Here is a 16,007-nt window from a genome sequence, read left to right on the forward strand (position 1 = left end):
CCGAACTATATTATCCAACTGAACCTTCCAGTGAAATTTCAAGTAATTTCTGAGCCTCCACTGCGAATTCCATAGGCAATTTATTAAGCACTTCTTTACTGAAACCGTTTACGATAAGAGCGATAGCCTTTTCGGTATCGATACCTCTCTGGTTACAATAAAAGATCTGGTCTTCACCAATCTTACTCGTAGTAGCCTCATGCTCTACCTGTGCCGATTTATTTTTTACCTCTATATATGGAAATGTATGAGCTCCACATTTATTACCCATTAGCAGGGAATCACACTGAGAAAAATTCCTTGCGTTCTCTGCCCGTGGATTTATCTGCACCAGACCACGATAAGAATTCTGTGATTTACCTGCAGAGATCCCTTTCGAAATAATGGTACTCTTAGTGTTCTTGCCAAGGTGGATCATTTTAGTTCCGGTATCTGCCTGCTGGAAATTGTTGGTAACCGCGATGGAATAGAATTCTCCAACTGAATTATCCCCTTTCAGGATACAGCTGGGATATTTCCAGGTTACCGCTGATCCTGTCTCTACCTGGGTCCAGGAAATCTTAGCATTCTTCTCACAGAGTCCTCTTTTAGTCACAAAATTAAAAACCCCTCCTTTACCTTCTTTATTTCCAGGGTACCAGTTTTGAACAGTACTGTATTTTATCTCTGCATCATCCAGCGCGATTAATTCTACCACGGCTGCATGCAGCTGATTCTCATCCCTTGTAGGAGCCGTACAACCTTCCAGATAACTTACATAACTACCAGGTTCAGCGATTACAAGTGTTCTTTCAAACTGTCCTGTTCCCGCCTGATTAATACGGAAATAAGTAGATAATTCCATTGGGCATCTTACACCCTTAGGAATATAACAGAAAGAACCATCACTAAACACAGCCGAATTCAATGCTGCATAAAAGTTGTCTTTCTTGGGAACAACAGTTCCAAGATATTTTTTAACCAGTTCAGGATGTTCCTGAATAGCTTCCGAAATTGAGCAGAAGATAATCCCCTTTTCAGCCAGGGTCTTCTTAAAGGTAGTAGTAACAGAAACAGAGTCCATCACCACGTCTACCGCTACTCCGGCAAGCTTTTTCTGCTCGTCCAAAGAAATCCCAAGTTTCTTAAAGGTTTCCAGTAATTCCGGGTCTACCTCGTCTAAACTTTCATACTTCGGTTTCTTGTTCGGTGCCGAGTAATAAGAAATATTCTGAAAATCGGGTTTTGGATATTTAACGTTCGCCCATTCCGGCTCGGTCATTTCTTCCCACGCACGGAAGGCTTCCAGACGCCATTCCGTCATCCATTCCGGCTCATTCTTCTTTTTGGAAATTGCACGAACGATATCCTCATTCAAACCAACGGGGAGGGTATCAGACTCTATATCTGTATAAAATCCGTACTCATACTCTTTGGTTTCGAGTTCTTTTTTTAAATCGTCTTCAGTATATGCCATGTTCTCTTAATTCTAAATTTAGATTTATGCCACCAGTCGTGGCAAGCAATTCTTCTTACAGTGAAAAACTTTCACCGCATCCGCAGGTTCTTTGTGCGTTTGGATTATTAAACACAAAACCCTTGCCGTTTAGCCCTCCTGAGTACTCAAGAATGGTCCCGGCCAGGTAGAGAACACTGCGCTTATCGACAACAATCTTCACATTGTTATCCTCAAAAACCTTATCTCCTTCGCTCTGCGCCTTATCGAACTTTAATTCGTAAGACAATCCTGAACATCCACCACTCTTAACACCTACACGAACGTAATCAGATTCTACACTGAAACCTTCCTCAGTCATCAGGGCGGAAATTTTCGTTTTAGCCTCTTCGCTAACTTTAATCATAAGTTATAAAGATTAATTCTAAATTGGGAACAAATATACTACAAAGCATGTGTTTTACCATAGACCAGGCATATGTTTTAAGAATTGTCTGATAGAGCCCTTCAATGAGGAACCAGGAAACTCTTACATCCTTAAAAAGCGGACTTACTGATAAACAAAATGCCCTGCCGGGTTTATGCTTTGATTGAATTTTATATGCTTACTTTTGCAATTAAATTCAATAACAATGTTTCAGAATAGTCAGGAAAGCAGAACAAACCTTTCAGAATTAGGAGAATTTGGACTTATTGATCATCTTACCAAAGATTTTAGCCCGAAGCTCGATTCAACGGTAAAAGCAATTGGAGATGATGCTGCCGTTCTCAATTTTGAAAATCAGCAAACCCTGGTAAGTACCGATCTGCTTGTTGAAGGAGTACATTTTGATCTTTCTTACATGCCTTTGAAGCACTTAGGCTACAAAGCCGTAATGGTAAACCTTTCAGACATTTATGCTATGAACGGAACAGCGACCCAGGTTACTGTGTCTATTGCTGTATCAAACCGTTTTCCTGTTGAAGCTCTGGAAGAATTGTATGCAGGTATTCAGCTTGCCTCAAAAATATATAATGTAGATGTGGTTGGAGGCGACACCACCTCTTCCACTTCAGGCCTGCTCATTAGCGTAACTGCTCTTGGAGTTGCTGAAAAAAACGAAGTAGTTTACCGCGAAGGAGCAAAACCAAATGATCTTCTCGTTCTTACCGGTGATCTTGGCGCTGCCTATATGGGACTTCAGGTGCTGGAACGTGAAAAGGAAGTTTTCAAGGCTAATCCCAATGCACAACCAGATCTTGACCAATATACTTATCTTATCGAAAGACAATTAAAGCCGGAAGCCAGAAAAGATATTCCACCTTTGCTAAAAAAACTGGAAGTTAAACCAACTTCCATGATCGATATAAGCGACGGACTCTCTTCTGAAATAATTCATTTATGTAAAAGCTCAAAAGTAGGCGCGAACCTCTTTGAGGAAAAGATTCCATTAGACCCGGCAGTAATATCAGTATGTGAGGAGTTTGAACTGGACAGTACCACAATAGCTTTAAGCGGCGGGGAGGATTATGAACTATTATTCACAATCTCTCAAAGCGATTATGATAAGATAAAAGGAAACCCGCATTTAACGGTGATTGGCCATATGACAGAAGAAAAAGAAGGTATGCATCTTATTACGCGGGCCAGTCAGAAACTTCCGCTAATTGCACGAGGCTGGAACTCTATGGGTCAAAAGGAAGAATAAATTAAGAAGCTTTTGCGAGGAATACCTGCTTACGTTTTTTGTGAATTTTAGCAAGGTAAGCATTAGTCTCCTTGAATTTTGGAGTAAGCCTCGCCAGAAGGCCGTCCGCAGTATCTGTCATTTCCATCCCGCACTTTTTACACTTGTATTCATGTATGTGATTTGTGATGTTTTTAGACACTCTTAATTTGTGACCGAAAATACTGCAATGAACCTTCGCAAATGAGAATAAAGTAGGGTTTGCTTTTTTCATATAAGTTAAATTTCTGGTTTCTAGATTACTAAAGTATAAAAAAAAGTTAATGGTTCGACAAAAAGCGTTAATTAATCGATAAAATGCAACTTTTGTGTTAAATTTGATGGGTCTTCCATATATGAATTATGGCCGTTTCTCATCTTATATAATTCACACCCGGTCAGCTCGGAAACCCTTACTAATTCTTTGATTTCCAATATCGGATCATCTTCTGAAGCCGCTATGATTTTCTGTCCTTTGAAAGCTTCAAGCTCCTTTAAATAATTTGTGCGAATTTTCATACCTATTAAGGCTGCCTGAATGTTTTTTACTTCCATTTGCATGGCCCGGGACTTTAATTCTTCGATCTCTTCAGCATATTTCCGCTTACTATTATCTGCATACAGGTTAGAGATCGCCACATTCACATATGCCTTTTTATTTTCTCCGACCAGTTTAACAGATCTTTCACGAATTTTCCGCTTTTCCACAGAATCCTCAACCGGTGTTGAATTTATCAACATAACGCTCTTCAACATCATAGGAAAATTTTTCAGGAATTCCAAACTAACATAACCTCCCATGCTATGTCCGGCGATGCTTATTTGCTGTATGTTCAGGCTTTTAAGCACTTCATTCACCACATCGCTCATAAGTTCCATGGAATGTATTTCTGAAACTCCTTGCGACTTTCCATGACCGGGTAAATCAATGCAAATAACCTGCCGCTCTTTTTGCAGTTCCTTAACAATTGGCCACCATATTTGAAGGTCTTCCAAAAATCCATGCAACAAGACAAGCGGAACCTTAGCTCCCCCACCATAACATTCATAATTGATATTTGCTCCTTTATACTTCAGCTTGCTCATTTTTTATAAAAAAAAAGCCGCGGAATCCAGGAATGATAATTCAGGAATCCGCGGCAAGTATTATATATTAAAGTATTCCTAAGCGTCGAAGCTTTAGGAATTCATGATCTCTTCGATCTCTTCTGCCTCAATAGGTATATTTCTCATCAAATTGAATGGTTCACCTTTCTCCTGAATTACCACATCATCTTCAAGCCTTATTCCAAAACCTTCATCCGGAATATATATTCCCGGCTCGACGGTAAATACCTGGTTCGCTTTCATAGGCTCGGTAAGAATACCATAATCATGAGTGTCCAAACCAATATGATGCGAAGTACCATGCATGAAATATTTCTTATAAGCAGGCCAGTCCGGATCCTCGTTTTGAACATCAGCTTTATCAAGTAATCCCAGATCCAGTAATTCTGAAGTCATCATCTTACCAACCTCAACATGGTACTCTTTCCAAAGAGTTCCGGGAACCAGCAATTTAGTCGCTTCTTTCTTAACCTTATTCACAGCATTGTAAACCTGTTTCTGCCTGTCAGTAAACCTACCGGAAACCGGAATAGTCCTACTAAGGTCACTCGAATAATTAGCATATTCAGCCCCGGTATCAAGGAGAATTAGTTCCCCTTCTTTACACTGTTGATTATTCTCAATATAATGTAATACACAGGCATTTTTTCCGCTGGCAATTATAGGCGTGTAAGCGAAACCTCTGGAACGGTTCCTTATCATCTCATGATAATACTCGGCTTCGATCTCATATTCCCAGACTCCGGGCTTCACAAAATTTAGAGTTCTTCTAAAAGCTTTTTCGGTTATATCGCAAGCTTTCTGCATAAGATCAAGCTCAATAGGATCTTTTACAGATCTTAATCTCTGTAGGATAGGATTAGCCTTGGCCACCTGGTGAGCCGGATATTTCTCCTTACACCATTTTATAAAACGAGCGTCTCTGGTTTCCGTCTTATGAGCTGCACGATAATGTTCATTAGTATTAAGGTAAACTGTTTCACATTGGGTCATTACCTCAAAAAAGATCTTTTCAAAATCTTTCATCCAGTAAACGGTTTTAATACCGCCTACTTCAAACGCATCCTCTTTGGTTAGTTTAGCTCCTTCCCAAACCGCGATATGATCGTTGGTTTCAGTAAGAAATAAAATCTCTCGATGCTTTTCTTCAGGCGCATCAGGAAACAGAACCAAAATACTTTCTTCCTGGTCTACTCCACTTAAATAGAAGATATCCCGGTTTTGCTGAAATGGCATAGTACTATCGGCGCCAATGGGGTAAATATCATTGGAATTGAAAACCGCAAGGCTTTTAGGCTTCATTTGAGCCATGAAGTTTTTGCGGTTCTTTATAAAGAGTTTTGAGTCGATTCTATCGTATTTCATAAATAAATCTTTTCGTTTTTTCAAAATTAAAGGATTTTAATCCAATAGCTATAAAAGCGAATTAAAATTTCGAATAATACAAGGTTTTGCTATTTTTAGGCTCTTACTTTAAAAAATCATGAAATACAGCTACACATTTTTCAGTCTGCTTCTTCTATCTTTTTCACCCATTTTTCCGCAACAATCTGCCACTTCAGGTTCTGCCATCAAAATGGCTATTGAGAAAAAAGAAGCCCTCACACAAAATTCAATTGTTAAGAACATTCCTCTAAAGAATATTGGCCCTACCGTAATGAGTGGAAGGATAACCGATATTGCCGTTAATCCGGAAGACCCTACCGAATTTTACGCGGCCTATGCTTCCGGTGGATTATGGTATACCAATAATAATGGAACAACCTTTACTCCTGTAATGGATAACAGTCCTACACAGAACATTGGAGATATCGCGGTAGACTGGAAAAATGGAACCATCTGGGTTGGTACAGGTGAGGTAAATGCTTCCAGATCGTCTTATGCCGGAATTGGTTTACTGAAATCTGAAGACCATGGAAAAACCTGGCAATTTATGGGGTTACCAGACTCACACCATATTAGCCGCATCCTGATAAATCCTGCAAATCCCGATGAAATAATCGTTGGTGTTACAGGTCATTTATATTCGACAAATAAAGAACGTGGGGTCTATAAAACCACCGATGGCGGTAAGACCTGGACCAATAAGCTTTTTATCAATGACGAAACCGGAATCATAGATGTTGCAGTAAATCCAAATAATTTCAATGAAATGTATGCTGCAGCCTGGGATAAAGATCGTAAGGCATGGAATTTCAGGGAGAGCGGTGAGAACAGTGGCATTTATAAAAGTACCGATGCCGGAGAAACCTGGACAAAAGTTTCTACCAAAGGCTCAGGATTCCCAACGGGAGACGGAGTGGGAAGAATTGGTCTTGCTATTTATGATTCAAACACCGTTTACGCAATTGTAGACAACCAGGATCGAAGAGAAAAGACCGAAGATGAAATAGAAGAGAAAGGACTTCAGAAGGATGATTTCAAAAAGATGAAAAAATCTGAGTTCCTTAAACTCGATGAAGAAGAACTTGAATCATTTCTAAGAGATAATGGCTTTAAGGAAAAATATACTGCCAAATCGGTCAAGGAATTGATCAGAAAAGACGAGGCAAAACCTGAAGATCTGGCCATCTACCTGGAAGATGCTAATTCGCTCATGATTGAAACTCCTGTGATTGGCGCCCAGGTTTACAAGAGTACCGATGGCGGAAAAACATGGAAGAAAACTCACGAAGATTATCTTGATGATGTTTATTACAGCTACGGATATTATTTCGGGATGATACATGTTGATCCACAAAATAAAAATGCTATCTACATCTATGGCGTACCGATCCTTAAATCTAAAGACGGTGGAAAAACCTTCAAATCTATCGATGCCGAAAATGTTCATGCCGATCATCACGCACTATGGATAAACCCGAATAGAAGTGGACATCTTATTAATGGAAATGACGGAGGGATCAATATCTCATACGATGATGGCGAAAACTGGATCAAGAACAACTCTCCTTCGGTTGGCCAGTTTTATGCTATCAATATAGACAACCAAAGCCCTTATCATGTTTACGGAGGTCTGCAGGACAACGGAGTCTGGGCAGCTCCCCACAACAACGAAGAAAGTGTTAACTGGACCGCAGAAGGAGATTATGCTTATGAACGGCTTCTTGGCGGAGACGGAATGCAGGTTGAGATAGACAGCCGAAATCCCGATATCGTTTACACAGGGTTTCAGTTTGGAAACTATTTCAGAATAAACCGTAAAACCGGTGACAGGCTTTATATTCATCCGAAACACGACTTAGGTGAAAGCCCTTATCGCTATAACTGGCAAACCCCCATCCTGCTATCGCCGCACAACCAGGATATTCTCTATATGGGAGGAAACAAACTGATGCGTAGTATGGATCAGGGAGAGACCTGGACAAGCATTTCCGAAGATCTTACCGGAGGTGGTAAAAAAGGCGATGTTCCCTACGGAACACTTGCCAGCATAAGCGAATCTCCATTTCAATTCGGCCTCATCTATACCGGGAGTGATGACGGTTATATCTATCTGACTAAAAATGGTGGTGGCAGCTGGACCAATATTGGAGAAGATCTTCCTGATGATCTCTGGGTTTCTAGGGTGATCGCTTCAAAACATTCAAAAGAACGAGTTTATGCAACGCTTAATGGCTATCGCTGGGACGATTTCAAAGCTTACGTCTATGTTTCAAACAACTATGGAGAAACCTGGAAAGACATTAGTTCAAATCTTCCATTATCCCCAGTGAATGTTATCAGGGAAGATCCAGATAATGAAAATGTACTTTACCTGGGAACCGATAACGGCGTGTATGTTTCGCTGGATCGCGGTGAAAACTGGCAGCCTTTCAGTACCAATTTCCCTCATGTCGCAGTACACGATCTAAGGGTTCACCCTAAAGAGAAGGATCTTGTCGTTGGAACTCATGGCCGGTCAATATACATTGTAGATATCGCTGCGATATCTGCTTTAAAGACCGAAGAATTGAAAGATGCCCTGACTGTTTCCTCGGCCGAATCGATTCGTTTTTCTTCGCGTTGGGGTAATTCTTACAGTAAATGGATAGACCCATACAAACCGGAATTGCCACTCACATGGTATTCTGCTAAAGCCGGAATGGCAAAATTTACAGTGAAGTCTGAGTCGGGTGATATTCTCCAGGAATTTGAATTTGAAACGGAAAAAGGTTTCAATACAGGCAAATATGACCTTACGATTACCGAGTCGGCTTCAGAAAAACTCGAGAAGAAAAATGAAAAGATTGATATTAAGAAAGCCGCTGATGAGAAATTCTATATTCCAAAAGGGAAATATAAAATAGAACTAAAGCTTAATGGCAAAACCGCCGAAACTGAATTTGAAGTAAAATAAAACCTTTTATTCATAGAGACCCAGGCGGTTTCTTAGCCGCCTGTTGTCTTTTTGAAGCTCACGGATCTGTTTTAAAAGATGGTTTACAGCTTCAAGGCCTTCCAGGTTTATATCGAGATCTCGGTGTAGACGTATCATTTTCTCGAAATCGGCCAGGTAATCATAATGAATATATTCGGTTTCCTCGATCTTCACGATTTCTATGATACCGCTTTCATATAAGGAATTAACAAACTGATATTCCACTTCGTATCTTACGCAGATCTCCTGGGCTGGGATTAAATCTTCCTTGTTCATAATCCTGATTTTTTCAGTTCTTCGAATAATTCTTTCTGTTTCGCAGAAAGGTGCGTTGGGATCTTCACTTTATAAGTAATGTAAAGATCCCCAAACTGATTCTCTCTTTTGTATTTTGGAAAGCCTTTCCCTTTTAATTTCACCTGTGCACCATTCTGAGTTCCGGGCTTCACCTTTAGTTTTACTTTTCCGTCGAATGTCTTCACGTGTATCTCTCCTCCAAGAACCGCTGTGCTCAAATCTAACTGTTCGGTAGAATAAAGATTTTCCTTTTCTCTGCGGAAACTGGTATCGTTAAGAATATTGAAAGTGATATAGAGATCACCTTTGGGCCCACCCTGGATACCTGGACCCCCATGTCCTTTAATCTTTATCGTCTGACCATTCTCCACACCTGCCGGAATAGTAAGACGAATATTCTTTCCGTTTACGGTAAGTGTATGTTTCTGACTCTTATAGACTTCGCTTAATCTTAGTTGAAGCTCGGCATTGTAATCCTGTCCTTTAAAATGGCCTCCCCGGTGTGAACCCCGGGCGCGGGCACGACCTCCGAACATCTGTTCAAAAAAATCTGAAAAGGTATCATCATCAAAACTACCGGAATAGCTATACGACTGCCCGCTTCCTCCAAAACCTCCGCCGAATCCACCACCGCTAGCAGCCTGTTGCCTTTTTGCCTCCTCAAACTGGTCAGCATGCTTCCAGTCTTTGCCGTATTCATCATATTTTTTTCGTTTTTCAGGATCACTAAGCACTTCGTGAGCCTCATTGATCTGCTGAAAACGCAATTGCGCATCTTTATCATTTGGATTAAGATCGGGGTGATATTTTCGCGCGAGTTTTCTGTAAGCTTTTTTGATATCGGCCTGTGATGCCGACTTATCCAGTTCTAAAAGTTTATAGTAGTCTATAAATTCCATGTTAGAGATCAAGCTTTAAAAACACCAGAATCCAGTTCTTTTCTTTTCAACTGACTTTCTATAAGTCCAATTTGACCTATATGGTAAATATCATGCTGAATGATTCCCCTTATAAGATATTCAAAATCATAATCTTTTCCTTTCACCTTTTCATCCAGATAGGAATCATCTGTCTGTTCATTCAGAAGTTCATATATACTGCTCTGGGCAGCAACCAGTTTTGCCTTTAAAGCCTCCCATTCTTCTGCCGAGTTTACTTCCACTTTAGGCCAGTCCCTTTCCGAATCGATATCAATATCATAGACCTCATTCGATTCGAGTTTTTCAATAGCAAATGTCTTCCACGCAATAAGGTGTCCAACGATCTCAGCCACGGTATGAGACTCGGGAATACAGGTCTTGTAACCAATCTTATGAGGAACATTCTCCAGTTTTCGCATTACTGATTGCCCGTACCATGGCTCCCCCTCGAATATCTCTGAAAGGGATCTTATCAGCTTGTTTGTTCTCTTTTTCATTTCAATGTAGGATGAAAAAGAAAATTACGAAAATTGAATTTTAGCACCCGTTAAGCTTTTGCCAAAAACCGCTTTCTGCCAGCTAGAGAAGGCTGTTAAGGCTTGAGAATGCAAAATGTCTCAAGTCGCTCAATTTCAAAAGAATCAACAAATTATAAAGTATTTTAAACTAGTTCTAAATAGACCTTAAAAAGACTGCCAAAGTTTGTTAAAAAACATTATGAAGTGTATTTTTGCTGCACTTTATCAAAATAATTCAAAACATTTATGGCGAAATCTGCGCTTTTAAAGTCATCTCTTGCGAAAAAATACTGGATGGCTTTCACCGGCCTTTTTCTGTGCCTGTTTTTAGTTGGACACCTTTTCGGAAATTTGCAATTATTAATCCCTGTAAGTGAAGGAGCCAGGGATCAGTTCAACGAATATGCACTATTCATGACTACCAATCCTGCTGTTAAGGTATTATCCTATCTTACTTATTTCAGTATCATTTTTCATGCTATTGACGGGATTGCACTTACTATCAATAACCGAAAGGCAAGACCTCAGGGTTATGTGAGTTTTAAACCTTCTACAAACACTATGTGGTCCTCGAGAAATATGGGGATTCTCGGAACTGTAATTCTGGCGTTTATCGTAGTACATATGACAATGTTCTGGGGAGAAATGAAATTTGGCGGACTGGACGAAACGATCTATACCACTGCAAATGGTGAAGAGGTAAAAGATCTTTACACTTTAACTATTAAGACCTTTCAGGATGCTGAATTCGGACTGCTTTGGGCAATAGCCTACGGCGTAGCTATGCTTGCTATCGCATTTCACCTTTCTCATGGTTTCTCTAGCGGATTTCAGTCACTTGGTATTAATCATCCAAAATACAATGTTTTTATAAAGAAGATCGGAATGGCTTTCGCGATCCTTATTCCGCTGGCCTTTGCCGTGATCCCTTTTTATATTCACTTTGTATTAGAAAAAATTTAAGCTATGGGAGTATTTGAATCTAAAGCACCTAAAGGCCCATTGGCAGAAAAGTGGACCAATCACAAAAACGATATAAACCTTGTTAACCCTGCCAACAAACGTAATATTGATGTTATAGTTGTTGGAACCGGACTTGCCGGTGGTAGTGCCGCCGCAACCCTGGCTGAACTGGGATACAACGTAAAAACATTCTGCTATCAGGATTCTCCCCGTAGAGCTCACTCCATTGCGGCTCAGGGAGGTATCAACGCAGCAAAGAATTACCAGGGAGACGGTGATTCTATCTACCGTCTTTTCTACGATACTATCAAAGGTGGTGATTACCGCTCAAGAGAGGCGAACGTTTACCGACTTGCAGAAGTTTCCGGTAACATCATCGATCAGTGTGTGGCTCAGGGAGTTCCTTTCGCGCGTGAATATGGTGGTCTTCTGGACAACCGTTCTTTCGGAGGGGTTCTTGTATCAAGGACTTTCTATGCAAAAGGACAAACCGGTCAGCAGTTACTGCTTGGAGCATACTCAGCGATGAACCGCCAGATCAACCGTGGAAAGATCCAGGCTTTCAACAGGCATGAAATGCTTGATATCGTAAAGGTTGACGGAAAAGCCCGAGGTATTATCGCCAGGAACCTGGTAACTGGAGAACTTGAAAGACATTCAGCACATGCGGTGGTGATCGCTTCGGGAGGTTACGGTAACGTATTCTTCCTTTCAACCAACGCGATGGGAAGTAACGTAACTGCCAGCTGGAAAATACATAAAAAGGGAGCTTATTTCGCTAACCCTTGTTTTACTCAGATCCACCCTACCTGTATTCCGGTTTCGGGAGATCACCAGTCTAAACTGACGCTGATGTCTGAATCCCTTCGTAATGATGGTAGAATCTGGGTTCCGAAGAAAAAAGAAGACGCTGAAGCTATCAGGGCGGGCAAGAAAAAACCAACCGAGCTTTCAGAAGAAGAAAGAGATTATTACCTGGAAAGAAGGTATCCGGCATTTGGTAACCTTGTGCCTCGTGATGTGGCTTCAAGAGCGGCAAAAGAGCGTTGTGATGCTGGTTTCGGAGTAAATAAAACAGGTGAAGCAGTTTACCTTGATTTTAGTTCAGCCATCATGCGTTACGGAAAAGAAGCTGCAACCACTCAGAAGATCGATAATCCTTCAGAAGCAAAAATAAAGGAGTTAGGAAAAGAGGTTGTGGAAGCCAAATATGGTAACCTTTTCCAAATGTACGAGAAGATCGTAGATCAGAATCCATACGAAACTCCAATGATGATCTATCCTGCGGTGCATTATACCATGGGTGGTGTCTGGGTTGATTATAACCTACAAACAACTATTCCGGGATGTTACGCGATCGGGGAAGCTAACTTCTCAGATCACGGTGCCAACAGGCTGGGTGCTTCTGCCCTGATGCAGGGACTTGCTGATGGATATTTTGTTCTTCCATATACCATTGGTAACTATCTTTCTCAGGATATCAGGACCGGTAAAATCCCAACCGATTCTCCGGAATTTGATGAGGCTGAAAAAGAAGTTCGTGAAAGAATTGAAAAGTTCATCAATAATAAAGGAACTAAATCTGTAGACCATTTCCATAAATTGCTTGGTAAGATCATGTGGAACAAAGTGGGAATGGCCAGAAATGCAGAAGGCCTCAAAGAAGCTATCGAAGAGATCAAGCAACTTCGTGAAGAATTCTGGAAAGATGTGAAAGTTCCTGGTTCTGCTGACGAAATGAATGCCGAGCTTGAAAAAGCCGGTCGTGTGGCCGATTTCCTTGAGCTTGGAGAACTTTTTGCTAAAGATGCACTTCACAGAAATGAATCCTGTGGAGGTCACTTCAGGGAAGAATATCAAACCGAAGAAGGGGAAGCCCTTCGTGACGACGAGAACTTTATGTATGTAGCCGCCTGGGAATACACTGGTAATCCCGGAGAAGCCGTACTTCATAAAGAAGAACTGGATTACGAGAATATCGAAGTAAAAACAAGGAGCTATAAATAATTTGAAAATTTGAAAATGCGTTAATTTAATTGACTAATTTTCAAATTCTCAGATTTTCAAATTGAAAATATGAACCTTACATTAAAAATATGGCGTCAGAAGAACGCCGACACCAAAGGAAAAGTAGTAACCTACCAGGTTGCAGACATCTCTCCAGATATGTCTTTTCTTGAAATGATGGATGTTCTTAACGAGCAGCTTATCGAAAAAGGAGATGAACCCGTAGCTTTTGACCATGACTGTCGCGAAGGAATTTGTGGATCATGTAACCTGCAGATCAACGGTGAACCTCACGGGCCAGACCGTGGTGTTACTACCTGTCAGTTACACATGAGAAGATTCAAGGATGGTGACACCATCGTAATTGAACCTTTCCGTGCGAAGGCATTCCCGGTGATCAAGGACCTTGTGGTAGACAGAAGCTCTTTCGACCGCATTCAACAGGCCGGTGGTTATATTTCTGTGAACACTTCAGGAAACACCCAGGATGCCAACTCTATTCCAATTGAAAAAGATAATGCAGATATGTCTTTCTACGCGGCCACTTGTATTGGTTGTGGTGCCTGTGTTGCAGCATGTAAGAATGCCAGCGCCATGCTTTTCACCGCTGCTAAAGTAAGTCAGTTTGCTTTACTTCCTCAGGGTGAAGTAGAGGCCGACCGCCGTGTACTTCAAATGGTAGAGCAAATGGATAAGGAAGGTTTTGGTAACTGTACCAATACCGGAGCCTGTGAAATTGAGTGTCCAAAAGGTATTTCTTTAGAGAACATCGCAAGAATGAACAGAGAATATTTGAAAGCCAGCGTTAAGTAATTAACAATCGTTTAAGCGAATATAGAAGGTCCCGGGCTTTGCAGTCCGGGATTTTTTATGCATTTTAATTAAAAATTCCATGATGGCAGATATCAGGACTATTTCTTCAAAATTACCAGATACCACTCCAAGCATTTTCTCTGTAATGAGCAGAATGGCTAATGAGTATAACGCCATCAACCTGTCGCAGGGTTTTCCGAATTTTGAAACAGACAAAAAACTGAAAAAACTTGTGACCAAAGCGATGAAAAAAGGTTACAATCAGTATCCCCCGTCACATGGTGTACAGGAATTGAGAGAGGAGATCGCAAAAAAGATCGCTGATCTCTATGACAAGGAATATGATCCTGAAACTGAGATCACCCTTACAGCCGGTGCTACCCAGGCGCTCTACTGTGCGATTACGGCATTTATTCATCCCGGCGATGAAGTAATTGTTTTAAAGCCCGCTTACGATAGCTACGAACCTACCATACAGATTAATGGAGGGAAACCGGTTCTTATACAGCTAAAGGGTGAAAATTATAAGGTTGACTGGAACGAGGTGAAAGAGGCCATCACGCCACGAACGAAAATGATAATTATAAATACGCCTCATAACCCCACAGGGACTGTTCTTTTAGAAGAAGACATGAAAAAGCTGGAAGAGATGCTTGAGGGCACCGATATTATTTTATTGAGCGACGAAGTCTATGAGCATTTGATATTTGACGGGATAGACCATCAGAGCGCCTCAAAGCTTCCCGGGCTCGCTGAAAGAGCCATCGTTTGCGCTTCCTTCGGAAAGACTTTTCATAACACAGGCTGGAAGACCGGCTATTGTGTGGCCCCTGAATATCTAATGAAAGAGATCTGGAAGATACATGAGGTGACAGTATTTTCAGTAAATCACCCAATGCAGAAGGCTTATTCGGAATACATCAAAACACCGGAACATTACCTTGAACTTTCTTCATTCTATCAGAAGAAAAGGGATCTGTTCCTTAATCTGATCGAGCAATCAAGGTTCAAATTTTCCCCATCCTTGGGTACCTATTTTCAACTTTTGAATTATTCTGATATCACTCAGGAAAATGATGTAACTTTTGCAGAGAGACTGGTTAAAGAACATGGCCTGGCTTCTATCCCCGTTTCGGTTTTCAATATTGACCAAAAAGACCACAAACAACTAAGATTCTGCTTCGCCAAGACCGATGAAACTTTAGAGCAGGCTGCAGAAATATTGTGCAAATTATAAGATGAATCTCAATATTAGGATCAGAAGTCGTGATTTTGTACTGCATCCTTCCGGAGCTGTTTACTGGCCGGAACAGGAGATCCTTCTTATAGCTGATGTTCATCTGGGTAAGATTTCACATTTCCGAAAACACGGAAGTGCCGTACCTGTTAAGGCCATTGCCAATAACTTCAGAAAAATGGATACACTTTTAAAGGAGTTCGATCCTGAACATATTGTCTTTCTTGGAGATCTTTTCCACAGTTCAATAAATATGGAATGGCATATGTTTGAAGACTGGCATTCTACCCTTGATAATCAGGTTCATTTAATTGCCGGCAACCATGATATAATTTCACCTTTAAAATATGAGAAACTGGGCATAAAGCTTTTTTCTGAAGTAAAGGTTGACGGGTTTCTTTTAAGCCACCACCCTGAAAAGCGAGATGGACTATTCAACATCTGTGGCCACATTCACCCAGGATATAAAATGAGAGGTGATGGCAAGCAACAGTTGAAACTCTCATGCTTTTTTCAGAGTCAAAATCAGTTTATTCTTCCAGCATTCGGAGACTTTACAGGCAATTATTTTATGGAACCCGAAGAGGACGACCTGGTTTTTGCCATCACCGGAAAAGAAGTAATTTTAGTAAACTAAATTTCAC

The 16,007-nt window shown here is 40.8% G+C and carries 15 protein-coding genes; 7 read left to right on the forward strand and 8 right to left on the reverse strand.

The window, feature by feature from the left end:
- Window positions 1-10: 10 nt before the first annotated feature.
- Both sufB and NE848_RS08785 read right to left on the reverse strand, forming a co-directional pair.
- Complete coding sequence (gene sufB, locus NE848_RS08780) at window positions 11-1,456, reverse strand: Fe-S cluster assembly protein SufB (RefSeq protein WP_252112568.1); 1,446 nt, start codon at window positions 1,454-1,456, stop codon at window positions 11-13.
- 55 nt (window positions 1,457-1,511) lie between these two features.
- Window positions 1,512-1,841, reverse strand: a complete 330-nt coding sequence (locus NE848_RS08785; protein ID WP_252112570.1) for a HesB/IscA family protein — start codon at window positions 1,839-1,841, stop codon at window positions 1,512-1,514.
- A gap of 226 nt (window positions 1,842-2,067) precedes the next feature.
- On the opposite strand from NE848_RS08785, the gene thiL reads away from it, so the two are divergent.
- Window positions 2,068-3,123, forward strand: a complete 1,056-nt coding sequence (thiL, locus tag NE848_RS08790) for a thiamine-phosphate kinase (protein ID WP_252112572.1) — start codon at window positions 2,068-2,070, stop codon at window positions 3,121-3,123.
- Between the two features lies 1 nt (window position 3,124).
- Here the strand turns inward: thiL and NE848_RS08795 are convergent, their stop codons facing one another.
- The 3 genes from NE848_RS08795 to NE848_RS08805 form a co-directional block, all read right to left on the reverse strand.
- The gene (locus tag NE848_RS08795) at window positions 3,125-3,376 is read right to left on the reverse strand and encodes a hypothetical protein (protein WP_252112574.1); all 252 of its coding nucleotides are present in this window, start codon (window positions 3,374-3,376) and stop codon (window positions 3,125-3,127) included.
- 71 nt (window positions 3,377-3,447) lie between these two features.
- Complete coding sequence (locus NE848_RS08800; protein ID WP_252112576.1) at window positions 3,448-4,227, reverse strand: alpha/beta fold hydrolase; 780 nt, start codon at window positions 4,225-4,227, stop codon at window positions 3,448-3,450.
- Window positions 4,228-4,320: 93 nt separating this feature from the next.
- Entirely contained in the window at window positions 4,321-5,613 is a 1,293-nt protein-coding gene (locus NE848_RS08805) for an aminopeptidase P family protein (protein WP_252112578.1), read from the reverse strand.
- A 118-nt stretch (window positions 5,614-5,731) separates the two neighbouring features.
- Here NE848_RS08805 and NE848_RS08810 point away from each other — a divergent pair, with 118 nt between their 5' ends.
- Window positions 5,732-8,587 carry a VPS10 domain-containing protein gene (locus NE848_RS08810; RefSeq protein WP_252112580.1) on the forward strand — a complete coding sequence of 952 codons (2,856 nt, stop codon included), beginning with the start codon at window positions 5,732-5,734 and terminating at the stop codon, window positions 8,585-8,587.
- A gap of 6 nt (window positions 8,588-8,593) precedes the next feature.
- On the opposite strand, the gene NE848_RS08815 is transcribed toward NE848_RS08810, so the two are convergent.
- The 3 genes from NE848_RS08815 to NE848_RS08825 are packed head-to-tail and all read right to left on the reverse strand — an operon-like array spanning window position 8,594 to window position 10,322.
- The gene (locus tag NE848_RS08815) at window positions 8,594-8,884 is read right to left on the reverse strand and encodes a chaperone modulator CbpM (RefSeq protein WP_252112582.1); all 291 of its coding nucleotides are present in this window, start codon (window positions 8,882-8,884) and stop codon (window positions 8,594-8,596) included.
- Window positions 8,881-9,804 (reverse strand): DnaJ C-terminal domain-containing protein, encoded by a 924-nt coding sequence (locus tag NE848_RS08820; protein ID WP_252112584.1) that lies wholly within the window; start codon window positions 9,802-9,804, stop codon window positions 8,881-8,883. The genes NE848_RS08815 and NE848_RS08820 overlap by 4 nt, the downstream gene beginning before the upstream one ends.
- A gap of 8 nt (window positions 9,805-9,812) precedes the next feature.
- Complete coding sequence (locus NE848_RS08825; protein WP_252112586.1) at window positions 9,813-10,322, reverse strand: DinB family protein; 510 nt, start codon at window positions 10,320-10,322, stop codon at window positions 9,813-9,815.
- A 267-nt stretch (window positions 10,323-10,589) separates the two neighbouring features.
- Here NE848_RS08825 and NE848_RS08830 point away from each other — a divergent pair, with 267 nt between their 5' ends.
- The 5 genes from NE848_RS08830 (at window position 10,590) to pdeM (ending at window position 16,000) form a co-directional block, all read left to right on the forward strand.
- Window positions 10,590-11,306, forward strand: a complete 717-nt coding sequence (locus tag NE848_RS08830) for a succinate dehydrogenase cytochrome b subunit (protein WP_252112588.1) — start codon at window positions 10,590-10,592, stop codon at window positions 11,304-11,306.
- Window positions 11,307-11,309: 3 nt separating this feature from the next.
- On the forward strand, window positions 11,310-13,313 hold the full coding sequence (locus NE848_RS08835) for a fumarate reductase/succinate dehydrogenase flavoprotein subunit (protein ID WP_252112590.1): 2,004 nt from the start codon (window positions 11,310-11,312) through the stop codon (window positions 13,311-13,313).
- 69 nt (window positions 13,314-13,382) lie between these two features.
- Window positions 13,383-14,126 (forward strand): succinate dehydrogenase/fumarate reductase iron-sulfur subunit, encoded by a 744-nt coding sequence (locus NE848_RS08840; protein WP_252112592.1) that lies wholly within the window; start codon window positions 13,383-13,385, stop codon window positions 14,124-14,126.
- An 82-nt stretch (window positions 14,127-14,208) separates the two neighbouring features.
- Window positions 14,209-15,363, forward strand: coding sequence for a methionine aminotransferase (locus NE848_RS08845; protein ID WP_252112594.1), 1,155 nt, complete (start codon window positions 14,209-14,211; stop codon window positions 15,361-15,363).
- A 1-nt stretch (window position 15,364) separates the two neighbouring features.
- Complete coding sequence (gene pdeM, locus NE848_RS08850; RefSeq protein WP_252112596.1) at window positions 15,365-16,000, forward strand: ligase-associated DNA damage response endonuclease PdeM; 636 nt, start codon at window positions 15,365-15,367, stop codon at window positions 15,998-16,000.
- Window positions 16,001-16,007 lie beyond the last annotated feature (7 nt).

It is taken from the genome of Gramella jeungdoensis (genome assembly GCF_023805255.1).
GTDB lineage: Bacteria > Bacteroidota > Bacteroidia > Flavobacteriales > Flavobacteriaceae > Christiangramia > Christiangramia jeungdoensis.

Bases quoted from the DNA above. Each gene is read 5' to 3' on its own strand.
- sufB (WP_252112568.1), bottom strand. From the start codon at position 1,456: ATGGCATATACTGAAGACGATTTAAAAAAAGAACTCGAAACCAAAGAG.
- NE848_RS08785 (WP_252112570.1), bottom strand. From the start codon at position 1,841: ATGATTAAAGTTAGCGAAGAGGCTAAAACGAAAATTTCCGCCCTGATG.
- thiL (WP_252112572.1), top strand. From the start codon at position 2,068: ATGTTTCAGAATAGTCAGGAAAGCAGAACAAACCTTTCAGAATTAGGA.
- NE848_RS08795 (WP_252112574.1), bottom strand. From the start codon at position 3,376: ATGAAAAAAGCAAACCCTACTTTATTCTCATTTGCGAAGGTTCATTGC.
- NE848_RS08800 (WP_252112576.1), bottom strand. From the start codon at position 4,227: ATGAGCAAGCTGAAGTATAAAGGAGCAAATATCAATTATGAATGTTAT.
- NE848_RS08805 (WP_252112578.1), bottom strand. From the start codon at position 5,613: ATGAAATACGATAGAATCGACTCAAAACTCTTTATAAAGAACCGCAAA.
- NE848_RS08810 (WP_252112580.1), top strand. From the start codon at position 5,732: ATGAAATACAGCTACACATTTTTCAGTCTGCTTCTTCTATCTTTTTCA.
- NE848_RS08815 (WP_252112582.1), bottom strand. From the start codon at position 8,884: ATGAACAAGGAAGATTTAATCCCAGCCCAGGAGATCTGCGTAAGATAC.
- NE848_RS08820 (WP_252112584.1), bottom strand. From the start codon at position 9,804: ATGGAATTTATAGACTACTATAAACTTTTAGAACTGGATAAGTCGGCA.
- NE848_RS08825 (WP_252112586.1), bottom strand. From the start codon at position 10,322: ATGAAAAAGAGAACAAACAAGCTGATAAGATCCCTTTCAGAGATATTC.
- NE848_RS08830 (WP_252112588.1), top strand. From the start codon at position 10,590: ATGGCGAAATCTGCGCTTTTAAAGTCATCTCTTGCGAAAAAATACTGG.
- NE848_RS08835 (WP_252112590.1), top strand. From the start codon at position 11,310: ATGGGAGTATTTGAATCTAAAGCACCTAAAGGCCCATTGGCAGAAAAG.
- NE848_RS08840 (WP_252112592.1), top strand. From the start codon at position 13,383: ATGAACCTTACATTAAAAATATGGCGTCAGAAGAACGCCGACACCAAA.
- NE848_RS08845 (WP_252112594.1), top strand. From the start codon at position 14,209: ATGGCAGATATCAGGACTATTTCTTCAAAATTACCAGATACCACTCCA.
- pdeM (WP_252112596.1), top strand. From the start codon at position 15,365: ATGAATCTCAATATTAGGATCAGAAGTCGTGATTTTGTACTGCATCCT.